Annotated in this window: 23 protein-coding genes and 1 riboswitch; of the genes, 21 read left to right on the top strand and 2 right to left on the bottom strand. The window is 72.8% G+C overall.

Annotation, left to right across the window (positions count from 1 at the left end):
* Positions 1-150 precede the first annotated feature (150 nt).
* The 12 genes from mihF (at position 151) to ABZX22_RS18420 (ending at position 14,594) form a co-directional block, all read left to right on the top strand.
* On the top strand, positions 151-474 hold the full coding sequence (mihF, locus tag ABZX22_RS18365) for an integration host factor, actinobacterial type (protein WP_183658973.1): 324 nt from the start codon (positions 151-153) through the stop codon (positions 472-474).
* A 138-nt stretch (positions 475-612) separates the two neighbouring features.
* The gene (gmk, locus tag ABZX22_RS18370) at positions 613-1,149 is read left to right on the top strand and encodes a guanylate kinase (RefSeq protein ID WP_354910528.1); all 537 of its coding nucleotides are present in this window, start codon (positions 613-615) and stop codon (positions 1,147-1,149) included.
* Between the two features lie 24 nt (positions 1,150-1,173).
* Positions 1,174-1,443: a DNA-directed RNA polymerase subunit omega gene (gene rpoZ, locus ABZX22_RS18375; RefSeq protein WP_183658975.1), complete on the top strand. Its 270-nt coding sequence runs from the start codon at positions 1,174-1,176 to the stop codon at positions 1,441-1,443.
* A gap of 7 nt (positions 1,444-1,450) precedes the next feature.
* Entirely contained in the window at positions 1,451-2,650 is a 1,200-nt protein-coding gene (gene coaBC, locus ABZX22_RS18380; protein ID WP_354910220.1) for a bifunctional phosphopantothenoylcysteine decarboxylase/phosphopantothenate--cysteine ligase CoaBC, read from the top strand.
* A gap of 324 nt (positions 2,651-2,974) precedes the next feature.
* Positions 2,975-3,343 carry a hypothetical protein gene (locus tag ABZX22_RS18385; protein ID WP_354910222.1) on the top strand — a complete coding sequence of 123 codons (369 nt, stop codon included), beginning with the start codon at positions 2,975-2,977 and terminating at the stop codon, positions 3,341-3,343.
* 129 nt (positions 3,344-3,472) lie between these two features.
* Entirely contained in the window at positions 3,473-4,660 is a 1,188-nt protein-coding gene (gene metK / locus ABZX22_RS18390) for a methionine adenosyltransferase (RefSeq protein ID WP_354910224.1), read from the top strand.
* Positions 4,661-5,745: 1,085 nt separating this feature from the next.
* On the top strand, positions 5,746-8,520 hold the full coding sequence (locus ABZX22_RS18395) for a hypothetical protein (protein WP_354910227.1): 2,775 nt from the start codon (positions 5,746-5,748) through the stop codon (positions 8,518-8,520).
* Between the two features lie 49 nt (positions 8,521-8,569).
* Positions 8,570-10,177: a hypothetical protein gene (locus tag ABZX22_RS18400; RefSeq protein WP_354910229.1), complete on the top strand. Its 1,608-nt coding sequence runs from the start codon at positions 8,570-8,572 to the stop codon at positions 10,175-10,177.
* Positions 10,178-10,200: 23 nt separating this feature from the next.
* Entirely contained in the window at positions 10,201-11,508 is a 1,308-nt protein-coding gene (locus ABZX22_RS18405) for a hypothetical protein (protein WP_354910232.1), read from the top strand.
* A 115-nt stretch (positions 11,509-11,623) separates the two neighbouring features.
* The gene (def, locus tag ABZX22_RS18410; RefSeq protein WP_354910234.1) at positions 11,624-12,172 is read left to right on the top strand and encodes a peptide deformylase; all 549 of its coding nucleotides are present in this window, start codon (positions 11,624-11,626) and stop codon (positions 12,170-12,172) included.
* A gap of 2 nt (positions 12,173-12,174) precedes the next feature.
* The gene (fmt, locus tag ABZX22_RS18415) at positions 12,175-13,104 is read left to right on the top strand and encodes a methionyl-tRNA formyltransferase (RefSeq protein WP_354910236.1); all 930 of its coding nucleotides are present in this window, start codon (positions 12,175-12,177) and stop codon (positions 13,102-13,104) included.
* Positions 13,104-14,594 (top strand): transcription antitermination factor NusB, encoded by a 1,491-nt coding sequence (locus ABZX22_RS18420; protein ID WP_354910239.1) that lies wholly within the window; start codon positions 13,104-13,106, stop codon positions 14,592-14,594. Before fmt ends, ABZX22_RS18420 begins: the two co-directional genes overlap by 1 nt.
* 3 nt (positions 14,595-14,597) lie before the next feature.
* Here the strand turns inward: ABZX22_RS18420 and ABZX22_RS18425 are convergent, their stop codons facing one another.
* Positions 14,598-15,017, bottom strand: coding sequence for a VOC family protein (locus ABZX22_RS18425; RefSeq protein WP_354910241.1), 420 nt, complete (start codon positions 15,015-15,017; stop codon positions 14,598-14,600).
* A 106-nt stretch (positions 15,018-15,123) separates the two neighbouring features.
* Here ABZX22_RS18425 and ABZX22_RS18430 point away from each other — a divergent pair, with 106 nt between their 5' ends.
* From ABZX22_RS18430 to ABZX22_RS18470, 9 genes are all read left to right on the top strand, one after another.
* Positions 15,124-16,107 (top strand): WYL domain-containing protein, encoded by a 984-nt coding sequence (locus ABZX22_RS18430; RefSeq protein ID WP_354910243.1) that lies wholly within the window; start codon positions 15,124-15,126, stop codon positions 16,105-16,107.
* 164 nt (positions 16,108-16,271) lie between these two features.
* Positions 16,272-16,934 (top strand): ribulose-phosphate 3-epimerase, encoded by a 663-nt coding sequence (gene rpe, locus ABZX22_RS18435; protein ID WP_354910246.1) that lies wholly within the window; start codon positions 16,272-16,274, stop codon positions 16,932-16,934.
* A gap of 490 nt (positions 16,935-17,424) precedes the next feature.
* On the top strand, positions 17,425-18,186 hold the full coding sequence (locus ABZX22_RS18440) for an oxygenase MpaB family protein (RefSeq protein WP_354910249.1): 762 nt from the start codon (positions 17,425-17,427) through the stop codon (positions 18,184-18,186).
* A gap of 502 nt (positions 18,187-18,688) precedes the next feature.
* Positions 18,689-18,819: riboswitch (FMN riboswitch) on the top strand.
* A 154-nt stretch (positions 18,820-18,973) separates the two neighbouring features.
* The gene (gene ribD / locus ABZX22_RS18445) at positions 18,974-20,254 is read left to right on the top strand and encodes a bifunctional diaminohydroxyphosphoribosylaminopyrimidine deaminase/5-amino-6-(5-phosphoribosylamino)uracil reductase RibD (protein WP_354910251.1); all 1,281 of its coding nucleotides are present in this window, start codon (positions 18,974-18,976) and stop codon (positions 20,252-20,254) included.
* A complete protein-coding gene (locus ABZX22_RS18450) occupies positions 20,254-20,844 on the top strand; it encodes a riboflavin synthase (protein WP_354910254.1) in 591 nt (196 codons plus the stop codon). Before ribD ends, ABZX22_RS18450 begins: the two co-directional genes overlap by 1 nt.
* Entirely contained in the window at positions 20,841-21,467 is a 627-nt protein-coding gene (gene pnuC / locus ABZX22_RS18455; RefSeq protein ID WP_354910257.1) for a nicotinamide riboside transporter PnuC, read from the top strand. The genes ABZX22_RS18450 and pnuC overlap by 4 nt, the downstream gene beginning before the upstream one ends.
* Positions 21,464-22,666, top strand: a complete 1,203-nt coding sequence (locus ABZX22_RS18460; protein WP_354910259.1) for a bifunctional 3,4-dihydroxy-2-butanone-4-phosphate synthase/GTP cyclohydrolase II — start codon at positions 21,464-21,466, stop codon at positions 22,664-22,666. Before pnuC ends, ABZX22_RS18460 begins: the two co-directional genes overlap by 4 nt.
* Positions 22,663-23,130: a 6,7-dimethyl-8-ribityllumazine synthase gene (ribH, locus tag ABZX22_RS18465; RefSeq protein WP_354910261.1), complete on the top strand. Its 468-nt coding sequence runs from the start codon at positions 22,663-22,665 to the stop codon at positions 23,128-23,130. Before ABZX22_RS18460 ends, ribH begins: the two co-directional genes overlap by 4 nt.
* Before the next feature lie 44 nt (positions 23,131-23,174).
* A complete protein-coding gene (locus tag ABZX22_RS18470) occupies positions 23,175-23,624 on the top strand; it encodes a PH domain-containing protein (protein WP_354910262.1) in 450 nt (149 codons plus the stop codon).
* A 79-nt stretch (positions 23,625-23,703) separates the two neighbouring features.
* Here the strand turns inward: ABZX22_RS18470 and ABZX22_RS18475 are convergent, their stop codons facing one another.
* A complete protein-coding gene (locus ABZX22_RS18475; RefSeq protein WP_354910264.1) occupies positions 23,704-25,074 on the bottom strand; it encodes a hypothetical protein in 1,371 nt (456 codons plus the stop codon).
* Between the last annotated feature and the right edge of the window lie 16 nt (positions 25,075-25,090).

A 25,090-nucleotide genomic window follows, 5' to 3' on the forward strand; every position in this document is an offset into this window, starting at 1 on the left:
GATCAGCACGGTGTAGCGGTGTGACTTCACAGAGTGAAGAAGTGGACTTTATGGTGAGAGAAACGGCGCTTGACGTTGCTAACGACGTCTTGACCAGCTAGTTTCCCTTGCCGTCCGAGTACATCGCAAAGAAATTCGAGGTGACCCGGCGTGGCTCTTCCTCCCCTGACCCCTGAGCAGCGCGCCGCAGCCCTTGAGAAGGCTGCCAAGGCCCGTAAAGAGCGTGCCGAGGTCAAGAACCGTCTCAAGCACGGCGCGGTTTCTCTGGCTGAGGTGCTCAAGGATGGGCAGACCGACGACGTCATCGGCAAGATGAAGGTGTCGGCTCTGTTGGAGTCGCTCCCCGGCGTGGGCAAGGTCCGCGCCAAGCAGTTGATGGAGCGGCACGCTATCGCCGAGTCCCGCCGCGTGCGGGGTCTCGGCGCGAACCAGAGGGCTGCCCTCGAGCGCGAGTTCGGTGGCAACGAGGGCTAACCTCGGTACCACACGAAATCGCGGGTTCGACGGGGGTACGAGGTGACCGACAGGTCCTGGTCCGAAGGTGAAGGCACGGATCGTGGAGGTTTCGTTCCCCCAGGTGGCGACGCGCGCCAGCGCGGCGCCACCAGGCGGCTGACGGTCCTTTCCGGGCCGTCAGGCGTCGGCAAGTCCACGGTCGTCGCCGAGCTCCGGCGGGCACACCCCGAGGTGTGGCTGTCGGTCTCGGTGACCACCAGGAAGCCCCGCCCCGGCGAGACCCACGGGGTGGAGTACTTCTTCGCCGACAACGACGAGTTCGACCGGCTCATCGCGGCCGGCGAGCTGCTGGAGTGGGCCGAGTTCGCGGGCAACAGGTACGGCACGCCGAGAAAGGCCGTCCTCGACAAGATCGCGGCGGGTGTGCCCACACTGCTGGAGATCGACCTCCAGGGCGCCCGGCAGGTGCGTGAGAGCATGCCGGAGGCGCTGCTGGTCTTCCTGGCCCCCCCGACGTGGGAGGAGCTGGAGAAGCGGCTGCGGGGACGCGGCACCGAACCCGAGGACGTCATCGCTCGCCGCCTGGAGGCCGGACGGATCGAGATGGCGGCCGAGAAGGAGTTCGATACCACGCTGGTGAACACGAACGTCCAGGACGTATGCCACAGGCTGATAGCCTTGATGACCGCATAGCATTCCGACGAGAGGTCTGACAACGTGGCAGGCATTGCCCCGACGACCGAGGGCATCACCAACCCCTCGATCGACTCGCTGCTCGACATCGTCGACAGCAAGTACTCGCTGGTCATCATGGGTGCCAAGCGCGCCCGCCAGATCAACGCCTACTACTCCCAGCTCGGCGAGGGCCTGCTGGAGTACGTCGGCCCCCTGGTCGAGACCCACGCGCAGGAGAAGCCCCTGTCGATCGCGCTCCGCGAGGTCTCCGAGGGTCTCCTCAACGCCGAGCCCATCGAAGGCGCGGTCTGACCCTTCCATGAGGGTCGTCCTTGGCGTCAGCGCGGGCATCGCCGCCTACAAGGCTTGCGAGCTGCTGCGCCTGTTCACCGAGTCGGGCCACGAGGTGCGGGTCGTGCCGACCCGCGACGCGCTGCGGTTCGTGGGCGAGCCCACGTGGGCGGCGCTGTCCGGGCACCCGGTGACCACCGACGTGTGGGACGGCGTGCACGAGGTGCCCCACGTACGGCTCGGCCAGCAGGCCGACCTCGTCGTGGTCGCGCCGGCGACCGCCGACGTCCTGGCCAGGGCCGCCCACGGCCTGGCGGGCGACCTGCTCACCAACACGCTGCTCACCGCCCGGTGTCCCGTGGTGTTCGCACCCGCGATGCACACCGAGATGTGGGAGCACCCGGCGACCCGGGCCAACGTCGCCGTCCTGCGCGAGCGGGGGGCCATCGTCATCGACCCCGCCGTCGGCCGCCTCACCGGCGCCGACACCGGTCCAGGCCGGCTGCCCGATCCCGCGGAGATCTTCGAGATCTGTCGCCGCGTCATGGCCGGCCGTCCGCGCGATCTGGCGGGACGCAAGGTCGTCATCTCGGCCGGCGGCACCCGCGAGGCCCTCGACCCCGTGCGCTACCTCGGCAACCGCTCCTCGGGGCGGCAGGGATACGCGCTGGCCCGCACAGCGGTCGCGCGCGGCGCCGAGGTGACGCTCGTCGCGGCCAACGTCTCGCTCGGCGACCCGGCGGGCACCAAGGTCGTCAGGGTCGAGTCGGCGATCGAGCTGCGTGACGCCGTGCTGTCGGCCGTGGCCGACGCCGACGCGGTCGTCATGGCGGCGGCCGTGGCCGACTTCAGGCCCGCCGTGCGCCACGACTCCAAGATCAAGAAAACGTCGGCCGAGCCCGAGCCGATCGACCTGGTCAAGAACCCCGACATCCTCGCCGAGCTGGGCGAGCGGCGGCGCGCGGCCGGGCCCGGCGCGGGGCCCGCGGTGATCGCCGGGTTCGCGGCCGAGACCGACGACGTGCTGGCCAACGGCAAGGCCAAGCTCGCCCGCAAGGGATGCGACCTGCTGGTGGTCAACCAGGTGGGCGAGGGGCTGGCCTTCGGCACGCCCGACAACGCCGCGGTCATCCTGGCCGCCGACGGGTCCCAGGTCGAGGTCGGGCGCGGGCCCAAGGAGGACCTGGCCGACGCCGTATGGGACCTGATCGCCGCCCGCCTCTCCTGATCCGCCGCCCGCTTGACCGGGACGTGCTCGCGCGCTCGGGTGTGACCTCACTCGGGCTGGAGGTGGCGGTTCTCGCATGCCCGAAGCGGCTCCGGCGGCCCGTGACCGCCGCGTTTCGAAGGAGGGCCGGGCTCGCCGCTGTCGCGGGTGGCGCGCGTGGCCCCGCCGGGCCGTACCGCGAGAGCGGCGCGGGGCCGCTGCTCCCTCGGCGCGCTTGGCCCCCGGTGCTTTGACCTTCGGGAAGCGACATGGGCGGTTACCTGATCACCTGTTGCGGCGTCCCCCGCCGCCTGCCAATACTGAGGGTCGGCGAGGGGGGATGGGATGCCGGTGACGTCGGCTGTCAGGGATCGCTGCAGGGCTCTGCTGCGCCAGGGGGAGGAGATCCGCTATGTCTTCCCCGCGCTCTCGATAGGCCCGCCCGGCGTCGCCAACTTCCTCATCGTCGTCACCGACCAGTCGGTGTCCGTCCTGGCCACCAGGACGCTGAGAAACGACCGGCCGGTGTCGCTCTACGCCGCCTTCCCCCGTGCCACCAGGCTCGGGCCGATCACGATGGCGCCCAGCCCGGTCATCCAGGTGGGCCAGATGTTCTTCGAGTTCGAGGAGGAGTACGCCGCGGTCGTCGCCGCGGCCGACGCCGAGGTGTTCGAACCCGACACCCTGCCCCACGATCCGCTTCCCTACCTATGACAAGCGGCAGAATGGGAGCAGTTTCGCGGCACACGGGCATGTCGGGCTACACTTCGGCGATGGCCCCGGCGTGCCCTGCCCGCCCGAGCCACACCACCGTCAGCAGCCGCTGCATGAGGAGCCACTGAGTTGTCACGTCGCCTGTTCACCTCCGAGTCGGTCACCGAAGGCCACCCGGACAAGATCGCCGACCAGATCAGTGACGCGATTCTCGACGCCATGCTCAAGGACGACCCCAGGTCCCGGGTCGCCGTCGAGACGCTGATCACTACCGGCCAGGTCCACGTCGCAGGCGAGGTGACGACCGAGACCTACGTCGACATCGCCGGCGTCATCCGCGAGAAGATCCTCGAGATCGGGTACGACGCCTCCCACAAGGGCTTCGACGGCGCCTCCTGCGGTGTGTCGGCCTCCATCGGCGCCCAGTCGCCCGACATCGCCCAGGGTGTCGACGACGCCTACGAGCACCGTGTCGAGGGCGATGTCGACGAGCTCGACCGTCAAGGCGCCGGCGACCAGGGTCTGATGTTCGGCTACGCCTGCCGCGAGACGCCCGAGCTGATGCCGCTGCCGATCACGCTCGCGCACAGGCTCGCCCGCCGCCTGTCCGAGGTGCGCAAGTCCGGCCTGGTGCCCTACCTGCGTCCCGACGGCAAGACCCAGGTCACGATCGAGTACGACGGCGACAAGCCGGTCCGTCTCGACACGGTCGTGGTCTCCACGCAGCACGCGGCGGAGATCGACCTCAAGGAGATGCTGACGCCCGACATCAAGGAGCACGTGGTCGACTACGTGCTCGCCGGGATCGACATCGACACCGAGGGCTACCGGCTGCTGGTCAACCCGACCGGCAGGTTCGAGATCGGCGGCCCCATGGGCGACGCCGGCCTGACCGGCCGCAAGATCATCGTCGACACCTACGGCGGCATGGCCCGCCACGGCGGCGGCGCCTTCTCCGGCAAGGACCCGTCCAAGGTCGACCGCTCGGCCGCCTACGCCATGCGCTGGGTCGCCAAGAACATCGTCGCCGCCGGCCTGGCCGACCGGGCCGAGGTCCAGGTCGCCTACGCCATCGGCAAGGCGGAGCCGGTAGGCGTCTTCGTCGAGACGTTCGGCACCGAGAAGGTCCCCGTGGAGAAGATCCAGGAGGCCGTGACCCAGGTGTTCGACCTGCGTCCTGCCGCGATCATCCGCGACCTCGACCTGCTGCGCCCGATCTACTCCGAGACCGCCGCCTACGGCCACTTCGGCCGTGAGGGCTTCTCGTGGGAGTCGACCGACCGCGCCGCCTCCCTCCGCCAGGCCGCCGGCCTCTGACGGACGCCCGCTTCCGGGCCACCGGTCTTCCGGTCCCGGATGCGGTCGCTCCTCGCGCCGCGGGTCCGCCGTCGCGGACCCGCCTTCGCGGCGCGGGGCGCGGGCTCCTCTGGCCGGGCGTGCCATCGCGTGGTGGCGTCATCCTGTGAGTCGCGGGGCGTCCTCCGATGATCGGACCGTCTCGCGTCACGGGGCGCCGTCTCGGATCGTCTGGCGTCACGGGGCGCCGGTCCCGGATCGGATCGTCTGGCGTCATGGGTTCCGGTCCCGGGTGGCATCGCCTGACGTCATGGGTTCCGGTTCCGGATGGGATCGTCTGGCGTCATGGGGTGCCGGTCTCGGGCCGGATCGTCTGGCGTCATGGGTGTCGGTTCCGGATCGGGTGTTTCGCGACAGAGGTGCCGGTCTGAGATCGAAGCGCTTCGCATCACGCGAGGCGCGGCCGTTCAGTGTGCTCTTGCGCCGATGTGACGCGCGAGGGACGTCGATCTCCGGCCGGTCGGCGTTGAGCGTCGACGGGAGGCCGCCGGTCTACACCGGTGGAGCGTGGGGACCGTCGACTTCCGACCGGTCGGTGTTCGTCATCGGGCCGCGGGGACTGTCAGTCTCCGGCGGCCCGTTCGCGTCTCAGCGCCCCGGAGGCCGGGGGATCGCGCCTGGGCAGCTGGTATCGGCAACCTTGGGCCGCCGGCTCCCGGTGAGCGGCTGTCGGGTCGCTTGAGGTCGCCGGCTCGTGGTCAGGGCGGTCGTCGGGTCGGTTGAGGCCGGTGGTTCGTCAGAGCGGCTGTCGGGTCGGTTGAGGCCGGTGGTTCGTCAGAGCGACCGCCGGTTCGCTTGTGGCGGTGGTTCGTCGGAGCGGCTGTCGGGTCGCTTGGTGCGGCCTCCGGTGCGGTCGGTTCCGACGGGGAGTAGCCGCGGGAATCGTGGGTCTTCCACGGCCGGTTTCCGGCACGACCACGTGCGGCTTGGGTGGTTCTCCTGATGATGCCGCACTCCAGCAGGGGTCCGGTCGCGTCGTCGCAGGGCTGGTTCCGCGTCCGGCGGGAGCCGACCGGCGGGTGCGCAGCATCTGGTAGACGTAGTCTGTGACCGACTCCGACGACGCCCTTCTGCCCCTCGAGGCTGTACGACCCGCGGAGTCGGCCAAGCGCGACCTGGGCGCCCCTGTGGCGGCCGCTGAGCTTCCCGTGGCCAGGGTGGTGGTCGACAGCCCGCTGCCGCATCTCGACAGGCCGTTCGACTATCTGGTGCCCGAGACGATGGATCGTGACGCCGTGCCCGGCGTGCGGGTGCGGGTGCGGTTCGCCGGCAAGCTGGTCGACGGGTTCCTGGTGGAGCGCCTGGCGGGCAGCGAGCACGAGGGGCGGCTGATGGCGCTCGAACGCGTCGTGTCGCCCGAGCCGGTGCTCACGCCCGAGATCGCCGGGCTGGCGCGCGCCGTCGCCGACCGCTACGCGGGGACGATGGCCGACGTGCTGCGCCTCGCGATCCCGCCCCGGCACGCTCGCGTGGAGTCCGAGGCCGCGGCGCCCGCCGTCCGGGGGCGGAAGGCCGATCTGGCCGCTCCAGCGGCGGCCACGCCGACCGGTTCCGCATCCCCGGGAACCGACGACCTCAGCAGCCCGGCGGCGGCCATGGCGACCGGGTCCGCCACTCCGGCGGCCGGCGACCTCGGCGGCCCGGCGGGGGCCACGATGACCGGCCCTGCGACCCCGGCAGACGACCTCCGCGCCAAGGCGGCGGCCCCAGAAGGCGACCTCGCCGCCCCTGCCGGAGCCATGGCGAGCGAGCCCCTCGACCCCGCCACGGCCACGCCCGGCGGCCCCGTCGACCCGGTCGGCACCATGGCGAACGGCCCCGTCACGCCGGCGCGGAAGGCGGCGAGCGACTCCGCCTACCCCGCCACGGCGAGCGACTCCGCCTACCTCGCCACGGCGAGCGGTCCCGTCATGCCGGCCAGGGGCGCGGCGAGCGACTCCGCCGACCCGGCCAGCGCCACGGCGGGCGGCCTCATCGACCCAGCCAGCGCCACGGCGGGCGACCTCGTCGACCCGGCCAGCGCCACGGCGAGCGGCCACGTCGACTCGGCCACGGCCACGGCCACGGCCACGGCGAGCGGTCCCGTCATGCCTACCAGGGGCGCGGCCGGCGGTCCCGCTGTTGCGGCGAAGGAGCCGTCAGCGGACCCTGGCGCCGGAGGCGACGCGACGCGGGACGATCCCACCAGCGGTGACCGCCCGGATCGCCCATCCGGCACCGGGGCGGGAAACGGGAGCGCCTGGGATCCGTACCCCATGGGCGCCTCCTTCCTCGACGCCCTCGCCAACGGCAGGTCGCCGCGAGCCGTCTGGAGCGCCCTGCCCGGCGGCGTCGGCTGGACCCGTCCCGTGGCCGAGGCCGTCAGGGCGACGCTGGACGGCGGCAGGAGCGCGGTCGTCGTCGTCCCCGACGGCAAGGACGTCACGCTCGCCGACCAGGCGCTGTCCGACGTGCTCGGCCCCGGCAGGCACGTCGCCCTCACCGCCGACCTCGGTCCCGCCGAGCGCTACCGAAGGTGGCTGCGCGTGCTGCGCGGCCAGGTGAGGGCGGTCGTCGGCACCAGGGCGGCGATGTTCGCCCCGGTGGAGAAGCCTGGCCTGCTGGTCATCTGGGACGACGGCGACGACCTGCACGCCGAGCGGCTGGCCCCCTACCCGCACGCCAGGGAGGTGCTGGCGCTGCGCGCCCACCGGACGGGTGCGGGCATGCTCATCGGCGGTTACTCCCGTACGGCGGAGTCCACCCAGCTCATCGCCGCCGGGTGGGCCAGGCCCATCGTGGCGGGCAGGCAGGCGATCAGGTCGGTCGCGCCGCGCGTACGGCCCGCGGGGGAGGACGGCGAGCTCGCCAAGGACCAGGCGGCGCGCGCCGCCAGGCTGCCCAGCCTCGCCTGGCGGGCCCTGCAGCAAGGGCTGGCCGACGGGCCCGTGCTCGTGCAGGTGCCGCGGCGCGGCTACCTTCCCTCGCTGGCCTGCCGTACGTGCAGGGCGCCGGCCAGGTGCGTACACCCGCCGACCCGCGCGACGATCACGGGGGAGCAGCTGTGTCACGGGCCGCTGGCGCTGCGCGGCGGGCACGCGGCGCCGTACTGCCGGTGGTGCGGGCGGATCGCGGGCGACTGGCGCTGTCCCACGTGCGGTGACAGCAGGATCCGCGCCTCGGTGGTGGGCGCCCGGCGCACCGCGGAGGAGCTGGGGCGCGCCTTCCCCTCGGTTCCGGTGAAGACCTCGGGGCGCGACGGCGTGCTGGCGACGGTGGGTCCGGGGCGCGCGCTGGTGGTGGCCACGCCGGGCGCCGAGCCCGTCCCTGAGGGCGGCTACGCGGCGGCGGTGCTGCTGGACGGGTGGGCGATGCTGGGCAGGGCCGACCTGCGGGCCGCGGAGGAGGCCGTGCGGCGCTGGATGAACGCCGCCGCGCTGCTGCGGCCGCGGGCCGAGCTGGTGGTGCTGGCCGACGCGGCGATGCCGGCCGTCCAGGCGCTGCTGCGCTGGGACCCGGTCACCCACGCCGAGCGGGAGCTGGCCGAGCGGAGGGAGCTCGGCTTCCCTCCCGCGGTGCGCATGGCGACGCTGACGGGCACGCCGGCGGCGGTCAGGGAGATGCTCGGCGAGGTACGGCTGCCGCCGGAGGCGCAGGTGCTCGGCCCCGTCCCGGTGGAGACGCGGCGCGCCGAGGGCGAGCAGGAGCGCGCGATGATCCGGGTGCCGAGAGCCCTGGGGCAGCAGTTGGCAACGGCGTTGAAAGGGGCGATGGGGATGCGTGCGGCACGTAAGGCGCAGGAAGTCGTGAGGGTAAGTGTTGACCCTCTCGACCTGATATAGCCCGTTTCCCCGATTCGCGCGGGCGTAGGTAACCCGTTAGCGTCACCCTGTGTCGATCGAATGGGTGAACCGAGCCATCGACGATCTGCGCGCCTGGGGCCGGGCGCACGAAGTCGACGTGGACGCGGACGAGATCCGCCTGCTCTGCGACTACGCCAGCGACTATCTCAACGTGACCCAGCTCGGCGGGTTCACGCCCGCCACGTTCGAAGAGCTGCTGCTGTCCATCTATCCCCGCAAGGTCATCGCGCCGCCGGAGAGCGCGCAGGAGACCGTCGCGGCCTCCGGCACGCTCGTCGACTTCCTGCTCGACCGCGGCGAGATCGCGGCCGGGGTCGCGGCGGAGATGCGCGCCAAGCTGGCCGAGATCGAGCCGGAGATGGTCACCGCGCTGGCCGACCCGGCCAACTTCGGCATGGCCAAGAGCCTGTTCAGCGCGATCGGGCCGGAGTCGCTCGAGCAGTCGATCGCCATCCCCGCCGGCGAGCTGTCAGAGCCGCCCGAGCTGGGCGAGGCGCCGTGCGACTGCCCGGCCTGCGCGCCGCTGCCGGCCGTACGGCTGGCGCCACGGCACGAGCTGGTGGCGGCGCTGGAGAACGTGCCGATCCTGGCCGAGGCCCGGCGGCTGCGCGCCTGGGTGGCCGAGCGGGGCTCCACGCCGACCGTGAAGGGGCGGCTGCGGGTCAAGGACGCCGCGGCGGCGCCCGTGCCGTACCCGCGGCTGTTGTGGGACCTCGGACGGCTGCCGCGCTCCGACGACCCGCTGGAGACGTGGGCGCGCACGGTGGAGTTCCTGCTGGACAAGGACACCGGCGGCCAGGTCACCGGCTCGGCCGAGCTCGACGAGGAGCTCTACGACCTGTTCGACATGCTCTACCGCCTGCAGACCCCGGCACCGGTGAGCGTCGTCGAGGAGTTCCTGGAGGAGCTGACCGACTACAGCGGGGCCGACGTCGAGACCGCGCTCGACCGGCTGGCCCACTGCGGGCTGCTCGACCGCGCGGGCGACGTCGTCGTCCTCACCCCCCTGGCCGGCTACGGCATGCGCCACCTCTACCTGGGCCACGGCCTCGACGCGCCCGAGGCCGAGGACCTCGCCGAGGCCGACGCGATGGGCCTGATCGAGGGGCTGCTGTCCGGTGTCCCGACGGAGCTGGCCGAGGACGACATCCAGCGCTGGCTGGCGCGCAGGAGCCCGGCCGAGGCCGCGGGCGAGCTGCTGTCAGCCGCCGGTGGCGCGCCGGCGGTGGCCCGCGGCATCGCGGTCACCATCGTCGACCAGCTCGACTCGGCGGCCGAGAGCGCGGTCAGGGCGTGCCTGGAGGACCAGGAGCTGCGACCGCACGCCATCCACTGGCTGACCGCCCGAGGCCTGCCCGCGCCGCCGCTCACCCAGGAGGAGCTGCTGTGGGTGAGCGTCGACATGCTGGCCCTGGCGATGCCCGCCGCCGAGGAGGACCCGGAGATCTTCGCCGAGAACATCACCGCCTCGGGGCCGCCCGCCCACCTGATCGAGGAGATGTGGCGGGTCGACCATCCCGACGTCGTCGAGGTGCTCGAACTGCTCGGCCGGTCCATCCCCGACGGCACCCTGGCCAAGGCCGCCAGGAAGGCCGCCTTCAAGGCCCGCTCCCGCGCGATCGGTACCTCCATGTGACGGCTGTGCAGTAAGTTTCCTGAGTGGCAAACAACGTCTTCGACCTCACCGAGCTGCGCAAGCCTCCTCAGATCGAGGACAAGCGCGTCGAAGGCCTGGTCTTTCCGCCGGTCGCCCTGGCGTCCGACGCCGACCTGGCCAGAGCCGTGCCGAAGGTGCCGCTGGTCGCCGACGCGCTGCGCCTGACGGCGTGGACGGGCACCCGTCCCGTCACCGAGCACGGCCTGCTGTCCGCGGCCGACGCGGAGGCGGCCGTGGCCGAGCTCGGCCTGGAGGCCTCGCGGCTGCGCCTGCTGTGGGTGGTCGCGGTCAACACCGGCCTGCTGCAGATCATGAGAGGTACGGCCAGCCGTGGCCCGCTCTCGCTCCAGCTGCCCGTCGAGGCGACGCTGGAGTTCTGGGACGGCGTGGTGATGGACGTCCTCGACCGCGCCGACGAGGGGCTGACCGGCTCCGCGGTGATCGACGAGCACCTGGCGGAGACGCTGGCCACCGTCTACTCCGTCCGCACCGGGGTGGCCGCCGCCACCCTGGCCAAGGGCATCCTCCATTCCCACGAGGTCGCCTGCGACCCCGGCGCGGCCGAGCTGCGCCACCTGGCGGCCGTCCTGCCCGCCGCACTCTACGACGCCCTGGCCCTGCTCGAGTACTGCGGCCTGGTCGAGCAGACCACCACCGGCCACTTCCGGCTCACCCCGCTCGGGGTGTGGGCGGTCCGCCGTGACCTGCTGCGCGAGGGCCACGACGCGCCGACGGCGGCGGAGGTCGAGGTCTACTCCGACTACGCCGCCGCCGAACTGGTCGAGGCGATGATCACCGGCGCGGTCACGCCCAGCGTGGTCGCCCACTGGCTGGAGCGCCGCTCGCCCGAGTCGGCCGCGCACGAGCTGGTCCAGGTCGCCGCCACGGGCACGGCGGGCCAGCGCGGCGCGGTCGGCACCGTCCTGGAGGAGCTCGGCCCGGAGGCGGAGCTGCCCGTCCGCAAGGCCCTCGACGAGCCGCTCATGTGGCGCTACGCCGCCTCCTGGCTGCACATCCGCGACCTGCCCGCGCCGCCGCTCACCCCCGACGACCACACCTGGATCGCGATCGACTCGCTGGCCGCGCTCCTCTACGTCGCCGACGCGCCAGGGGCCATGGGCTCCTTCGACGTGCTGGAAGCCGGCGAGGAGCTGGTGCGCATGGTCGGCGAGATGGCCGCGGTCGACCACCCCGACACGGTCGCCGTCCTCGAACTGCTGGCCGACCACCACGGCGACCAGGCGGTGGCCAAGGCGGCGCGGAAGGCGGCGCTGAAGGCCCGCTCGTCGAGGGCGATGCCGATCGGCTAGCCGGGCCGGTGGCAGCGTGGCCGCTGGTCAGTGGCCGTCCGGAAGACGATTCCCTGACCGCGCCTTTCTCACCGGTAAACTGGGGTGATCCCATCTATGCGAAACGGAGTACCCCTTGTCCATTCAGTCGATCCGGCTGTTCGGTGACCCGGTGCTGCGCACCCCGGCGGCCCCGGTCGTCGACTTCGACAAGGAGCTGCGCAAGCTGGTCAAGGACCTCACCGACACGATGATGGACGCGCCAGGCGCGGGTCTCGCCGCCCCGCAGATCGGCGTCGGCCTGCGCGTGTTCACCTACTACATCGACGACCAGCTCGGGCATCTGGTCAACCCCGACCTCGATCTGTCGTCGGAGCTCGACGAGGAGGGCGAGGAGGGCTGCCTGTCCTTCCCCGGGCTGTCGTTCCCGACGCCGCGCGCCATCCGCGCGGTCGCCAAGGGCTTCAACATGCACGGCGAGCCCGTCGTACTGGAGGGCACCGACCTGATGGCCAGGTGCTTCCAGCACGAGACCGACCACCTCGACGGCATCCTGTTCATCGACAGGATGGACCCCAAGCAGCGCAAGCTGGCGATGAAGGAGATCCGCGAGGCGGAGTGGAGCGGGCTGCAGGCGCCCACCGTCAAGTTCTCACCCCACGCCACGGGCGGGAGGGCTCTCTGACGATGCGCCTGGTCTTCGCCGGCACACCCGAGACCGCGCTGCCCTCGCTGCGCGCCCTGATCGACTCGCCGCGCCACGAGGTGGTGGCCGTGGTCACCCGCCCGGACGCCCCCGCGGGCCGCGGGCGCGCGCTGCACCCCAGTCCCGTGGCCGAGCTGGCCGCCGCCGAGGGCATCGAGGTGCTGCGTCCGGCCAAGGCCGGCGATCCTGAGTTCCTCGACCAGCTGCGGGAGCTGGCGCCGGACTGCTGCCCGGTGGTCGCCTACGGCGCGCTGCTGCCGCAGGCCGCGCTCGACATCCCTCGTCACGGCTGGATCAACCTGCACTTCTCGCTGCTTCCCGCATGGCGGGGCGCGGCTCCGGTGCAGCACGCCGTCCTGCACGGCGACGAGATCACCGGCGCGGCCACCTTCCAGATCGTGAAGGAGCTCGACGCGGGCCCCGTCTACGGGGTGGTCACCGAGGAGGTCAAGGCCACCGACACCAGCGGCGAGCTGCTGGCCAGGCTGGCCGTCTCGGGCGCGGGTCTGCTGGCCGCGACCCTCGACGGGGTCGAGGACGGCACGCTCGAAGCCAGACCCCAGCCGCTCGACGGGGTGTCGATCGCGCCGAAGATCTCCGTGGACGACGCGCGGATCGACTGGAACGCGTCCGCGATGCACGTCGACCGGCTGGTGCGCGCCTGCACACCCAACCCCGGAGCGTGGACCACGTTCCGCGACCAGCGGGTCAAGATCGGCCCCGTACGGCCCGCCGCCTCGGCCGACCGGCCGGCCCCCGGCGAGCTCGTGGTGGGCAAGAACACCGTGCTCGTCGGCACCGGCACCCACCCGGTCGAGCTGGGCGAGGTGCAGCCGCAGGGCAAGCGGCTCATGACGGCGGGGGAGTGGGCGCGCGGGGTGCGCGCCACGGCGGCGGATCGGCTGGCGTGATGGCGGATCGAGGTGCGGCTTCCGGCGGCGGTGGTTTGCGTCGCGGGGGTTCTTCGGGCGGCCGGAGGCCTTCGGGCGGTCCGGGCGGTGCGGGACGGCGCGGCGGGCGGCCACCGGCCCGTGACGAGGCCCGCAACGCCGCCTATGACCTGCTGAGAGCCGTCGACGAGCGCGACGCCTACGCCAACCTGCTCATGCCGCGCCTGCTGCGCGATCGCCGGCTGAAGGGCAGGGACGCCGCCCTGGCCACCGAACTGGCCTACGGCACCCTGCGCGGCCTCGGCAGCTACGACGCGATCATCGCGATGTGCGGCGACCGCGAGCCCGACCCCGCCGTGCGCGACGCCCTGCGCCTGGGCGCCCACCAGCTGCTCAAGATGCGCGTCCCGCCGCACGCCGCCGTCGGCACCACCGTCGACCTGGTACGGCTGCGCATCGGCACCGGCGCCTCCCGCTTCGCCAACGCCGTCCTCCGCAAGATCGCCTCCAGGACGCTCGACGAGTGGATCACGATCGTCGCGCCGTCCGCCGACACCGACCCGGTCGGCCATCTGGCGATCGCCCACAGCCATCCCCGCTGGGTCGTCAGCGCCTTCCGCGACGCGCTCGGCCACGACGCCGGCGAGACGGCCGACCTGCTGGCCGCCGACAACGCCAGGCCGGTGGTGACGCTCGTGGCCAGGCCGGGGCGCAGCTCGGTCGAGGAGCTCGAGGAGTCCGGCGCCGAACCCGGCCGCTACTCGCCGTACGCGGCCTACCTCCCGGAGGGCGACCCCGGGCAGATCCTCGCGGTGGCCGAGACCCGCGCCGCCGTCCAGGACGAGGCGAGCCAGCTCGTCGCGCTCGCGCTGACCAGGGTGCCGCTCGACGGGCCCGACGAGCGGTGGCTGGACATGTGCGCCGGTCCCGGCGGCAAGGCCGGCCTGCTCGACGCGATCGCCACGCACGGCGACCTGGCCGCGGCCAAGAGCGGGCAGGTGCCGTTCGCCTTCCCGGGCGGGGCCCGGATGCTGGCCGCCGACGTGCAGTACCACCGGGCCCGCCTGGTCTGGCAGACCACCCGGCAGGCCGCGGTGATCACCGCGGACGGCGCCGAGCCCGCCTGGCGGCCCGGTTCCTTCGACCGCGTGATGCTCGACGCGCCGTGCACGGGGCTCGGCGCCCTGCGCCGCCGCCCGGAGGCCAGGTGGCGGCGTGACCCCGCCAGCGTGGCCGAGCTGGGCGAGCTGCAACGCCGGCTGCTCGACACCGCCCTCGACTCCCTGCGGCCCGGCGGGGTCGTCGCCTACGTCACCTGCTCGCCGCATCTGGCCGAGACCCAGGTGGTGGTGGCCGACACGCTCAAGCGCAGGGACGACGCCGAACAGCTCGACGCCCGCGCCTTCCTGCCCGGGATCGACGGCCTCGGGCAGGGCCCGCACGCGCAGTTCTGGCCGCACCGCCACGGCACGGACGCCATGTTCCTGGCCCTGCTGCGCAGGCGGTCCTGACCGCTACTGCTTCAGCGAGGCCAGCACCTCCAGGTAGTGCGGGTTGACCATGAGGCCGAGGACGTTGCCGAACGGGTCCACGACCGAGGCCGTGCGGAACCCGGCGTCCCCCCAGCTCACCGCCGGCTGGTACTCCTTGGCGCCCATGGAGACCAGCCGCTCCACCGCCGCGTCGAGGTCGTCGACGTGCCAGTAGACGACCGCGCCGCCCGGCTCCGTCGCGGCGCCGTCGGGGGCGTAGCCGCTCTGGCACAGGCCGAACTCGTGCTGGTAGTCGCCGATGCGGTACTCGACGTAGGCGAGGGCGCCGTCGCGGCCGGGCCGCTCGAAGTACGGCTCGATGCCGAACACCTCGGTGTACCACCGCTTGGCGGCCTCCAGGTCGTCGGCCCAGAAGCAGGTGGTGGTGAGGCCTCGCAGCATGGGTGGCTCCTTCGCGTTCGCGGTTCGGTCCCGGTGAGTGACAGGTCTCATTCTTCTCGTCAAAGTGCTCATCAAATGAGCACTTTGTTTTGCGACACTGAGATCCATGCGAGCTGATCGTCTGGTCGCCGCCCTGCTGCTGATGCAGTCGAGGGGCAGGATCACCGCGGCCGAGCTGGCCGAGGAGCTCGAGGTCTCGGTGGCCACTGCCAGACGCGACCTCGAGGCGCTGTCGGCGGCGGGCATCCCCGTCTATCCCCAGCAGGGCAGGGGCGGCGGCTGGTCGCTGCTCGGCGGCGCCCGCACCGACCTCAGCGGGCTGACCGCGGCCGAGGCCCAGGCGCTGTTCCTGCTGGTCGGCCCGGCTGCCGCCATCGCCCCCGAGGTCAAGTCGGCGCTGCGCAAGCTCGTGCGGGCGCTGCCCCAGACGTTCAGGGCCGAGGCCGAAGCCGCCGCCAGCGCCGTCGCCGTCGACCCCGCCAGGTGGGGCGAGCACGGCAGGCGGCGGCCCGAACTGGTCGACCTCCTGCAGCGGGCCACCGTCCAGAGGCTGAAGGTCCGCCTGTCCTACGCCGGCCGTTCCAAGGAGCGCACCGAACGCCTCGTCGACCCCTGGGGCCTGGTCGACAAGGACGAGGTGTGGTACCTGCTGGCCGGCACCGACAAGGGGCAGCGCACCTTCAGGGTCGACAGGATCGCCGAGGCGGTCGTGACGGACCAGCCGTTCGAACGGCCCGCCGGCTTCGACCTCACGCAGGCGTGGGAGCGGGTGGTCGACGAGGTGGAGCGGCACCGATCCACGCTGTCGGCCACCGTGCTCATCCACGCCCGCCTCGTGCCCGTCCTGCGCGACCACTTCGGACGGCACTGCGAGGTGGAGGCCACCCAGGACGACGGGCGGGCCCGGGTCAGGGTCGCGGCGCCGACCCCGCTGATGATCGCCCAGCAGCTGGCGGGATGGGGGGCGCTCGTCGAGGTCGTGGACGGGCCGGAGGTGCGGGCCGAACTCGCCAGGCTCGGCGCCGAACTGGTCGCGCTGCACGGCACGCCGGCCGCCGGATCGCCGCAGGGCCCGGCGCGGGACACCTGACGGCCTGCCGGCGGCGGGATCGGTTCGGGGGATGGCGGCCGGCGGGATCGGTTCGGGGGGCGGCGGCCGGTCGGATCGGTTCGAGGAATGGCGGCCGGTGGGATCGGTTCGGGGGACGGCGGGTGCGGAGCCGCGGGAAGGGCTTCACTACACTCGGGGCCATCATGGCCGTTCAGATCTCTCCCAGCATCCTGTCCGCTGACTTCGCCCGTCTCGCCGACGAGGCCGCCCGCGTGCCGAACGCCGACTGGCTGCACGTCGACGTCATGGACAACCACTTCGTGCCGAACCTCACCCTCGGCCTGCCGGTCGTGGAGGCGCTCCTCAAGGCCACCTCGACGCCGATCGACTGCCATCTGATGATCACCGACCCTGATCGGTGGGCACCCGGCTACGCGGAGGCGGGCGCGGGCAGCGTGACCATCCACGCCGAGGCGGCCAAGGCGCCCGTGCGCACACTGCGCCAGATCCGCGCCGCGGGAGCCAGGGCGGGCTTCGCGCTCAACCCGGCGACGGCCGTCGAGCCGTACGAGGACCTGCTCGGCGAGATCGACATGCTGCTGCTGATGACGGTGGAGCCCGGGTTCGGCGGGCAGAAGTTCCTCGACGTGGTGCTGCCGAAGATCCGCCGGGCGCGGTCGCTGATCGCCAGGCACGGGGGTCAGATCTGGCTCCAGGTCGACGGCGGGGTGGCGGCCGACACGATCGAGCGGTGCGCCGAGGCCGGGGCCGACGTGTTCGTGGCGGGCAGCGCGGTGTACGGCGCCGCCGACCCGGCCGCGGCGATCGACAAGCTGAGAGACCTGGCCAGCCCGTACGCGGACTGACACCCGGGCTGCCACGCGCCTCCTCGCCCCACCCCACCCGGCTTGCAGCGTGGTCTGACCCGCAGCGGGCATCCGGTCTGCCGGGTGGCGGAAACGGCAGGCTTGCGCGGCGTCCGCGGGTGGGGACCGCTGCGCCGCGCGGCATGCCCGGACGGCCCGGTTTGCCGCCGTCTGCCCTGGGTGGCCGGGTCTGCAACCCCGGTCTGCCCTGGGGTGGCCGGGTTCGCGGACGCCCCGACCTGCCCTGCGCGGCCGGGTTCGCAGCGCCACCGCGTGGATGCCCGGCCGACCGCATGATCCGCGGTGTCCCGGCAGATCGTGCGGTGGTCCCGGCGGGGCGGGACGACCCGGGTGGCGTCCGCGATGCGTGGTGACCGATCAGGGCCGTGGATTAGCGTGCGGCGGAACATAGGTTCATCGCCTCCGGGGTAATTGAACACTTATGGAGGATCACGGGCTGTTCGGGCCGCAATCGGTGACATGGCGGGTGATGGGGGAGCCCATCCTGTTGGTGGGCGGCTTCCGCGCCCTGCTCATGCAGGGCCTGCACCCCAGGGCGATGCGCGGCGTGCTGCAGAACTCCGCGCTCATGGACCCGGCCGAGTCGTGGTCGCGCTTCCAGCGCACGACCGAGTTCGTGAGGGTCCGGACGTACGGCACGCGCGCCGAGGTCGAGCGGGCCGGCGCCAGGATCAGGAGGATCCACGCCACCCTGACGGCCCTCGACTACGACACCGGGGAGCGCTTCCGCCTCGACGATCCCGAGGCGCTGCGCTGGGTGCACGTCGGCGAGGTCGACTCCTACCTGACGGTGGCCCGCAGGGCGGGGGTGCGGCTGACCGACGACGAGGCCGACGCGTTCGTGGCGGAATGGCGGGCGGCGGCCGAGGTGGTCGGCCTGTCACCGGCGGACGTGCCAGGCTCGGTGGGCGAACTGCAGGACTACATCCGCGCGGCCCGGCCGGGGCTGCGGTTCGTGCCCGAGGCGGCGCATCCGCTGCGGCTGTCGTTCAACGCGCCGCTGCCGTTGCGCCTGACGCCGCTGAAGCCGATGCTGCCGGCGCTGACGCTGCTGGCGTTCGCGACGCTGCCGCGGTGGGCCCGCCGGCTGTACGGGCTGCCCGCGACGCCGGTGGGGGACCTGTGGGCGACCGCGTCGCTGCGGACGCTGCACACGGGGCTCGGGTTCGTACCGGCCCAGGTCCGCTACGCCCCCGCAGCTCGCCGCGCCCGCCGCCTCATGGCGGCGTGACCTCCCCACCCCCTGCACGGCACGCCGGGTCACGCGCCTCCGCCCGGCACGTGGACCCGTCCTCCGAAGGGACGCTCCTCGTGCGGCGATGGCCGACCTCCCAACGGCGCCCCCATGCCCGACCCTCACCGGACCTGCACTCGCCTGGCCCTGCACTCGCCTGGCCCTGCACTCGCCTGGGCCCGCACTCGCCTGGCCCTGCACTCGCCTGGGCCCGCACTCGCCTGGCCCTGCACTCGCCTGGGCCCGCATCCGCCTGGACTCGTGCCCGCCTGGGCCCGCACCCGCAGCCGCATGGCACCCGGACCCGCATGGCACCCGCGCCCGCTCGACCTCGTCCCGGGCGCCGGACCCGACCAGGCACGCCCCGACTTATGGCGAGTTTCTCCCGGCGTGGGGGATGACCTGCGATGACGTAATTGACCAAGCGTTTGTTAGGGTTTGTTGGCGGGGGCGGTCGCGCCGGGCTTTTCGGACATGGCACACTGGGGGAGAACAGAGCTAGCGTGCTCCGGGGTCGGTGAAAGTCCGAACCGGCGGTGACAGTCCGCGACCCGGCCGATGCCATCGGCCGGTTGACTCGGTGAAATTCCGGGACCGACGGTGAAAGTCCGGATGGGAGGAAGCGCGCGGGTGTCCGGTGTTCGCCGGGCGCCTCTGTGGTGCGTGCGTCGCACCCTGACATCCCCCGGGGCCCGCCGTAGCTGAGAGCTACTGGCGAGTAGGAGGTCCGGGGGTGGACGAACCCGCCCAGTCAAGGCCGGGCATTGCCGTACCCACCAAGCGCGTGGACGAGACCGACGCCCTGCACATGGCCAGGGCCGTGCGGCTGGCCGCGCTCGGTCGCGGCACCACGAGCCCCAACCCCGTGGTCGGGTGCGTCATCGTCGACGCGTCGGGAGCGCACGCGGGAGAGGGCTTCCACGCCTACGCGGGCGGACCGCACGCGGAGGTGGTGGCGCTGAGCGAGGCGGGCGAGCGCGCCAGGGGCGGCACCGCCTACGTGACGCTCGAACCCTGCGCCCACACCGGTCGCACGGGACCGTGCTCCGAGGCGCTGCTTAAGGCGGGCGTCGCCAGGGTGGTGATCGCCGTGCCCGACCCCAACCCGACGGCCGCGGGCGGCGCCGCCCAGTTGCGCGCCCACGGGCGGCAGGTCGAGATCGGGCTGCTCGCGGAGGAGGCTGAGCGCGGCAACGCCGAGTGGCTGACCTTCATCCGGCGCGGTCGGCCCCATGTGACGTGGAAGTTCGCCGCAACGCTGGACGGCAGGTCGGCGGCCGAGGACGGCACCAGCCAGTGGATCACCTCGCCCGAGGCACGGGCGGACGTCCACCGGCTGCGCGCCGAGTCCGACGCGATCGTCGCGGGGATCGGCACCGTTCTGGCCGACGACCCCAGGCTCACGGCCCGCCCGCCCGCGTCCGGCCCGGTCGCGGCATCCCCTCCGGCCGCCGCGCCCTCGTCGGCCGCATCCGGTCCCACGGCCGGGTCTGATCCCGGGTCTGTTCTCTCGGCCGGGTCTGGTTCTGCGGCCGGGGGCGGTCCGGCCGTTGTGTCCGGGCCGGTGGAACCGGCGTCACGTCCGGCTGTCCGGGGGCTGGGGCCGGCGGGTGGCGGCGGGCCGTACCGGCAGCCGCTGCGGGTGGTCGTCGACACCGGCGGGCGCACCCCCGTGACCGCCAGGGTCCTGTCGGACGAGGCCCCCACGCTCGTCGCCGTCGCCGACGACGCCGAGACCGACCTGCCCGCCCCCGTGGTGCGCCTGCCGCGGTCGCCGGCCGGCGGGCTGGATCTGCACGCCCTGCTGGCCGAACTGGCCCGCAGGGGGGTCGTCAGCGTGTTCCTGGAAGGCGGCGCGACCCTCGCCGGTTCCTTCATGAGGGAAGGGCTGATCGACCGCGTCGTCGCCTATCTGGCGCCCGCGCTGCTCGGGTCGGGCGGCGCCGCGCTCGGACACGCGGGGGTGCGGACGATCGCCGACACCCACCGGTTGGTCTTCGAAGAAGTAACCCCCATCGGGACGGACCTGCGGATCACCGCCCGTCCCGTGACCGAGGAGAGCTGATGTTCACCGGAATCGTGGAAGAACTGGGCGAGATCGTCGCCGTCGAACCCCTGGGCGACGCGGCGAGGCTGGCGGTGCGCGGCAAGCTCGTCACCTCCGACGCCAAGCACGGCGACTCGATCGCCGTCAACGGCGTGTGCCTGACGGTCGTCGACGTCGAGGACGAGGTGTTCACCGTCGACGTGATGCGGGAGACGCTCATCAGGAGCTCGCTCAAGAGCGTCGAGAGCGGCGCGCGGGTCAACCTGGAGCGGGCCGTACGGGCCGATCAGCGGCTGGGCGGGCACATCGTGCAGGGCCACGTCGACGGCACCGGCGTCCTGCTGTCGCGCGAGCCGGGCGAGCGGTGGGACGACGTGCGCTTCTCGCTGCCGTCGGAGCTGAACCGCTACGTGGCCGAGAAGGGCTCGATCGCCGTGGACGGCATCAGCCTGACCGTCACCACCGTCGACGACGAGAGCTTCGGCGTCAGCCTCATCCCGACCACGCTGGAGCTGACGACCCTGGGCGGCAGGGGCGTCGGCGACGTGGTCAACCTCGAGGTGGACGTGATCGCCAAGTACGTGGAGAAGCTGGTGGTGGCCAAGTGAGCGGCGACTTCACCGTCTTCGGCACGCCCGTCTACTGGACCGACCTGATCGGCAACGCCGCCGCGCTGGCGACGGTCGTGCTGGCCATGCGCAGGTCGGTGTGGACGTGGCCGGTGCAGCTGACCGGCGCGGTGCTGCTGTTCATCGCCTCGGTCAACGCCCACATCACGGGCAACGCGCTCAAGCAGGTGCTGTTCGGCGCGCTGGCCGTCTACGGCTGGTACAAGTGGACCAAGGGCAGGCGCGACGACGGCGGTCTGGCCGTCAGGCCCGCCACGCTGAAGGAGCGTTCGGCGCTCATCGGCACGATGGTGGTCGGCACGGTCGCGGTCGCGCTGCTGTTCACCTGGCTCAACGCGATGGGCTTGGAGATCTCGTGGGCGCCGTGGCCCGACGCCTACATCTTCGTCGGCTCGGCGGTCGCCACGTTCGCGCAGGGCAGGGCGCTGATCGACTTCTGGTGGATCTGGGTGCTGGTCGACCTGGTCGGCGTGCCGCTGGCGTTCACGTCGGGCCTGGTGGTCTCCGGCGTGGTCTACGGCGTCTTCCTCGTGCTGGTCCTGCTCGGCTTCCGCGCCTGGCTGAAGCAGTACAGGATGGCGCAGACGGCGGTGCCGGCATGAGCATCGTCTTCGACTCGGTCGAACGCGCCATCCACGACATCCGCGAGGGCAGGCCCGTCGTCGTGGTCGACGACGAGAACCGCGAGAACGAGGGCGACATCATCTTCGCCGCCGCCAAGGCCACGCCCGAGCTGCTGACCTTCACCATCCGCCACACCAGCGGCGTCATCTGCGTGCCGATGGAGGGCAAGGAGCTCGACCGGCTCGGCCTGCCGCTCATGGTGGTCCAGAACAGGGAGCGGATGCGGACCGCCTACACCATCAGCGTCGACGCCCGCGACGGGATCACCACCGGCATCTCGGCGGCCGACCGGGCCAGGACCATCCGCACCCTGGCCGACTCCGCCACCGAGCCCCAGGAGCTGGTACGGCCCGGCCACATCTTCCCGCTGCGCTACCACGAGGGCGGCGTCCTGGTCAGGAGGGGCCACACGGAGGCCGCCGTCGACCTGGCCCGCATGGCGGGGCTCAGCGCGGCCGGTGTGCTGGCCGAGATCGTCAACGACGACGGCACCATGGCCAGGCTCCCCGAGCTGCGCGCCTTCGCCGACGAGCACGACCTCGCGCTCATCTCCATCGAGCAGCTCGTGGACCACCGCCGGCGCACCGAGAGCATGGTGACCAGGGTCGCCGAGACCAGGCTGCCCAACGTCCACGGCGACTGGCGCGCCTACGGCTACGCCAGCGCGCTCGACGGCGGCGAGCACGTCGCCCTGGTGCTCGGTGAGCTGGGCGACGGCGAGAACGTCCTGGTGCGCGCCCACTCCGAGTGCCTGACCGGCGACGTGTTCGGCTCGCTGCGCTGCGACTGCGGCGTGCAGCTCGACCGCGCGATGGCGGCCATCGCCAAGGAGGGCCGCGGCGTCGTCGTCTACCTGCGCGGACACGAGGGCAGGGGCATCGGCCTGCTGGCCAAGCTCAAGGCCTACAGCCTGCAGGACAGCGGCAGCGACACCGTCGACGCCAACCTGGAGCTGGGCCTGCCCGTCGACGCGAGAGAGTTCTCCAACGCCGGGCAGATGCTGGCCGACCTCGGCGTCAAGTCGGTCAGACTGCTCACCAACAATCCGGCCAAGCTGCGCGGCATGGACGGCTACGGCATCAAGGTGCTGGGCCGCGAGCCGATGCCGGTGGCGGCGAACCCGCACAACGAGGCGTACCTGACGGCCAAGCGAGAGCGATTGGGGCACGAGCTGTGAGTGGAGAGGGCAGGCCGGCCGCGGCGCCGGTCGACGCGGAAGGGCTGAGCGTCGGCATCGTGGCGGCCAGCTGGCACGGGAAGATCACCGACCAGCTGGTGGCGCGGGCCGTCCAGGCGGCCCAGGACAGCGGCGCGAACGCCACGGTGGTGCGCGTCGCCGGATCGCTGGAGATCCCGGTCGTGGCCCAGGCCATGGCCAGAAGGCACGACGCGGTGGTGGCGCTCGGCGCGGTGATCCGCGGGGAGACCGCCCACTTCGACTACGTCTGCGACTCGGTCACCGCCGGTCTGACCAGGATCTCGCTCGACGAGGAGACGCCCGTCGGCAACGGCGTCCTCACCTGCGACACCCTCGACCAGGCGCTGGCCAGGAGCGGGCTGCCCGACAGCGTCGAGGACAAGGGCTACGAGTCCACGGTCGCGGCGCTGGAGACGGCGCTGGTGCTGCGCCGGCTGCGGTAGTTTTCCTTGGTCACCACAACCCCTGCCACCCAGCGAGAGCCGAGATGCCTGAGCCTGTCAGTCCCCCGCCCCTGCCCCTCACCTGGCGGCCGGTCAGGGCGAGATTCGTGGCGTACGGCTTCGCGGCTCTCGTCGTGGTCGGCGCGGTCGTGATGGCCGTCCTCATCGCGGAGCCGTTCCAGCTCCCCGACAAGATCGCGATCGTGGCCTTCGGCTGCGCCGTCGCCTGGGTGCTGCACCGGCTCGGCCGGGTCAGGGTCGAGGCGGACGAGGAGGGCATCACCCTGGTCAACGCGCTGCGCACGCACCGCTACACCTGGCCGGAGGTGCTCGACGTCACCCTGCTCGAGGGCGACCCATGGCCGAAGATCGACTTCTCGGACGGCATGACGGTGGGCGCGATGGGCATCCAGGGCAGCGAGAAGGCCCGCGCCCGCCGCGCCACCGCCGAACTGGCCGCGCTCATCAGGGCCAAGGGCGAGGCCCGGGAGTAGGCGCCGGCCAGGACCGCGCGGGGGTAGGCGCCGGCCCAGGGACAGCCCGCTCGGCGGTCAGGACCGCGCGGGGTAGGCGTCAGTCCAGGGCCCAGGCCCGCTCGGCGGCCAGGACCCTGGCGACCTCGGCGGGGAGCGCGTCGCGGACCTCGACGACGCCGTTCTCCTCGCGCAGCACGGTCACGATGCCGGTCACCAGCTGCCGCCTGCGCAGCGCGTCCAGCGCCCGCACCTCGCGCTCGGCGGTCAGCGTCTCGGGTGCCGGGCGCCGCTCGGGCGCGGATCCCGGCGCGGCCTGCTCGTGCTCGGCGAGAGCCACCGGCTCGTGCGCCGCGGGACCGGCGGCGTAGGAGGTTGTCTGCCGCTCGTGCGACGAGGGACCGGCGGCGTAGGAGGTTGTCTGCCGCTCGGGTGACGCGGGACCGGCGGCGAAAGGGGTCATCTGCGGATCAGGTGCCGCGGGACCGGCGGCGTAGGGGGTTGGCTGCGGCCCGGGTGACGCGGGACCGCCGGGGTGAGGGGCCGTCCGCGGCTCGGGGGAGGCGGCGACGGCGGCGTACGGCGCCGCCTCGCGCTCCGGCGACGCAAGGTCGGCGGCGAGCGGGACGGCCGGGACCGGGCCGGCGGCGGGGGAGGCGATCGGGCGCCACTGCCACAGCCGGTAGCTCAGGCCGGGATGCGGCCGCTCGACCAGCTCGCCGAACGACAGCTGGATGGTCGGCAGGCCGTCCGGGTTCAGCCGCCTGGCCATCGCCACCGAACTGCGCAGCTCGTTGAGGTACCTGCTGCGGTTGCCCTCGTCGGTGTCGAGCAGCCAGGTCGGCGGGCGCGTCATCAGCCGCTGCCGCAGGTCGCCGAGCAGTTCGGCCAGCCTCACCTCGTGCTCGTGGTCCAGCGGCCACTCCTCCTCCGCCTTCGGCGCGGCGGGCGGCAGGGGCGCCTCGGCCGAGCCGAGCACCCTGGTCGAGACCCAGTCGTGCAGCGAGGACCTCGCCTCGACCGTCTCCACCGGCTTGGCGTCGCCGTCCAGGCCGTCGGGACGCAGGTGGAGCGCGGGGTCGAAGACGTCCCTGATCGGCCAGAAGCGCAGCAGCCGCTCGGCGTTGTGGGCGTACAGGTGCAGGCCGTACTCGAAGAAGGCCGGGCCGATCAGCACGCTGCGCCCCGAGCCGGCGAACATGTACGGCGTGACGGCCACGACTCCCGTCTCCGCCACGCAGCGGGCGTCGGCCACGAGCTTGCCGTGCCCCTCCCACGGTGGCGGCGGGCCGTCCCAGACCTCCACCCTGACGCGGCTGTGCTCGGCACTCGCGTAGAGGTAGATCTGACGGTCGAGTTCGGCCATGTGAACCCGGGTGTCGACGCCCTGGAGCCCGCTCACGCCGCGCAGCATGAACTGCCCGTAGGTGAGGGGGACCTCGTCGTCCAAGGTGTCCAGCAGGTGGGCCATGCGCGTACTCCGGATT

Source organism: Nonomuraea sp. NPDC003804, assembly GCF_040610675.1.
In the GTDB taxonomy this organism is placed as follows: Bacteria; Actinomycetota; Actinomycetes; order Streptosporangiales; family Streptosporangiaceae; genus Nonomuraea.

Excerpts from the sequence above, each read along its gene's own strand:
- coaBC (WP_354910220.1), top strand. The coding sequence starts at position 1,451 with ATGAGGGTCGTCCTTGGCGTCAGCGCGGGCATCGCCGCCTACAAGGCT.
- ABZX22_RS18385 (WP_354910222.1), top strand. The coding sequence starts at position 2,975 with ATGCCGGTGACGTCGGCTGTCAGGGATCGCTGCAGGGCTCTGCTGCGC.
- fmt (WP_354910236.1), top strand. The coding sequence starts at position 12,175 with ATGCGCCTGGTCTTCGCCGGCACACCCGAGACCGCGCTGCCCTCGCTG.
- ABZX22_RS18420 (WP_354910239.1), top strand. The coding sequence starts at position 13,104 with ATGGCGGATCGAGGTGCGGCTTCCGGCGGCGGTGGTTTGCGTCGCGGG.
- ABZX22_RS18425 (WP_354910241.1), bottom strand. The coding sequence starts at position 15,017 with ATGCTGCGAGGCCTCACCACCACCTGCTTCTGGGCCGACGACCTGGAG.
- ABZX22_RS18430 (WP_354910243.1), top strand. The coding sequence starts at position 15,124 with ATGCGAGCTGATCGTCTGGTCGCCGCCCTGCTGCTGATGCAGTCGAGG.
- rpe (WP_354910246.1), top strand. The coding sequence starts at position 16,272 with ATGGCCGTTCAGATCTCTCCCAGCATCCTGTCCGCTGACTTCGCCCGT.
- ABZX22_RS18440 (WP_354910249.1), top strand. The coding sequence starts at position 17,425 with ATGGGGGAGCCCATCCTGTTGGTGGGCGGCTTCCGCGCCCTGCTCATG.
- ABZX22_RS18450 (WP_354910254.1), top strand. The coding sequence starts at position 20,254 with ATGTTCACCGGAATCGTGGAAGAACTGGGCGAGATCGTCGCCGTCGAA.
- ABZX22_RS18460 (WP_354910259.1), top strand. The coding sequence starts at position 21,464 with ATGAGCATCGTCTTCGACTCGGTCGAACGCGCCATCCACGACATCCGC.
- ABZX22_RS18470 (WP_354910262.1), top strand. The coding sequence starts at position 23,175 with ATGCCTGAGCCTGTCAGTCCCCCGCCCCTGCCCCTCACCTGGCGGCCG.
- ABZX22_RS18475 (WP_354910264.1), bottom strand. The coding sequence starts at position 25,074 with ATGGCCCACCTGCTGGACACCTTGGACGACGAGGTCCCCCTCACCTAC.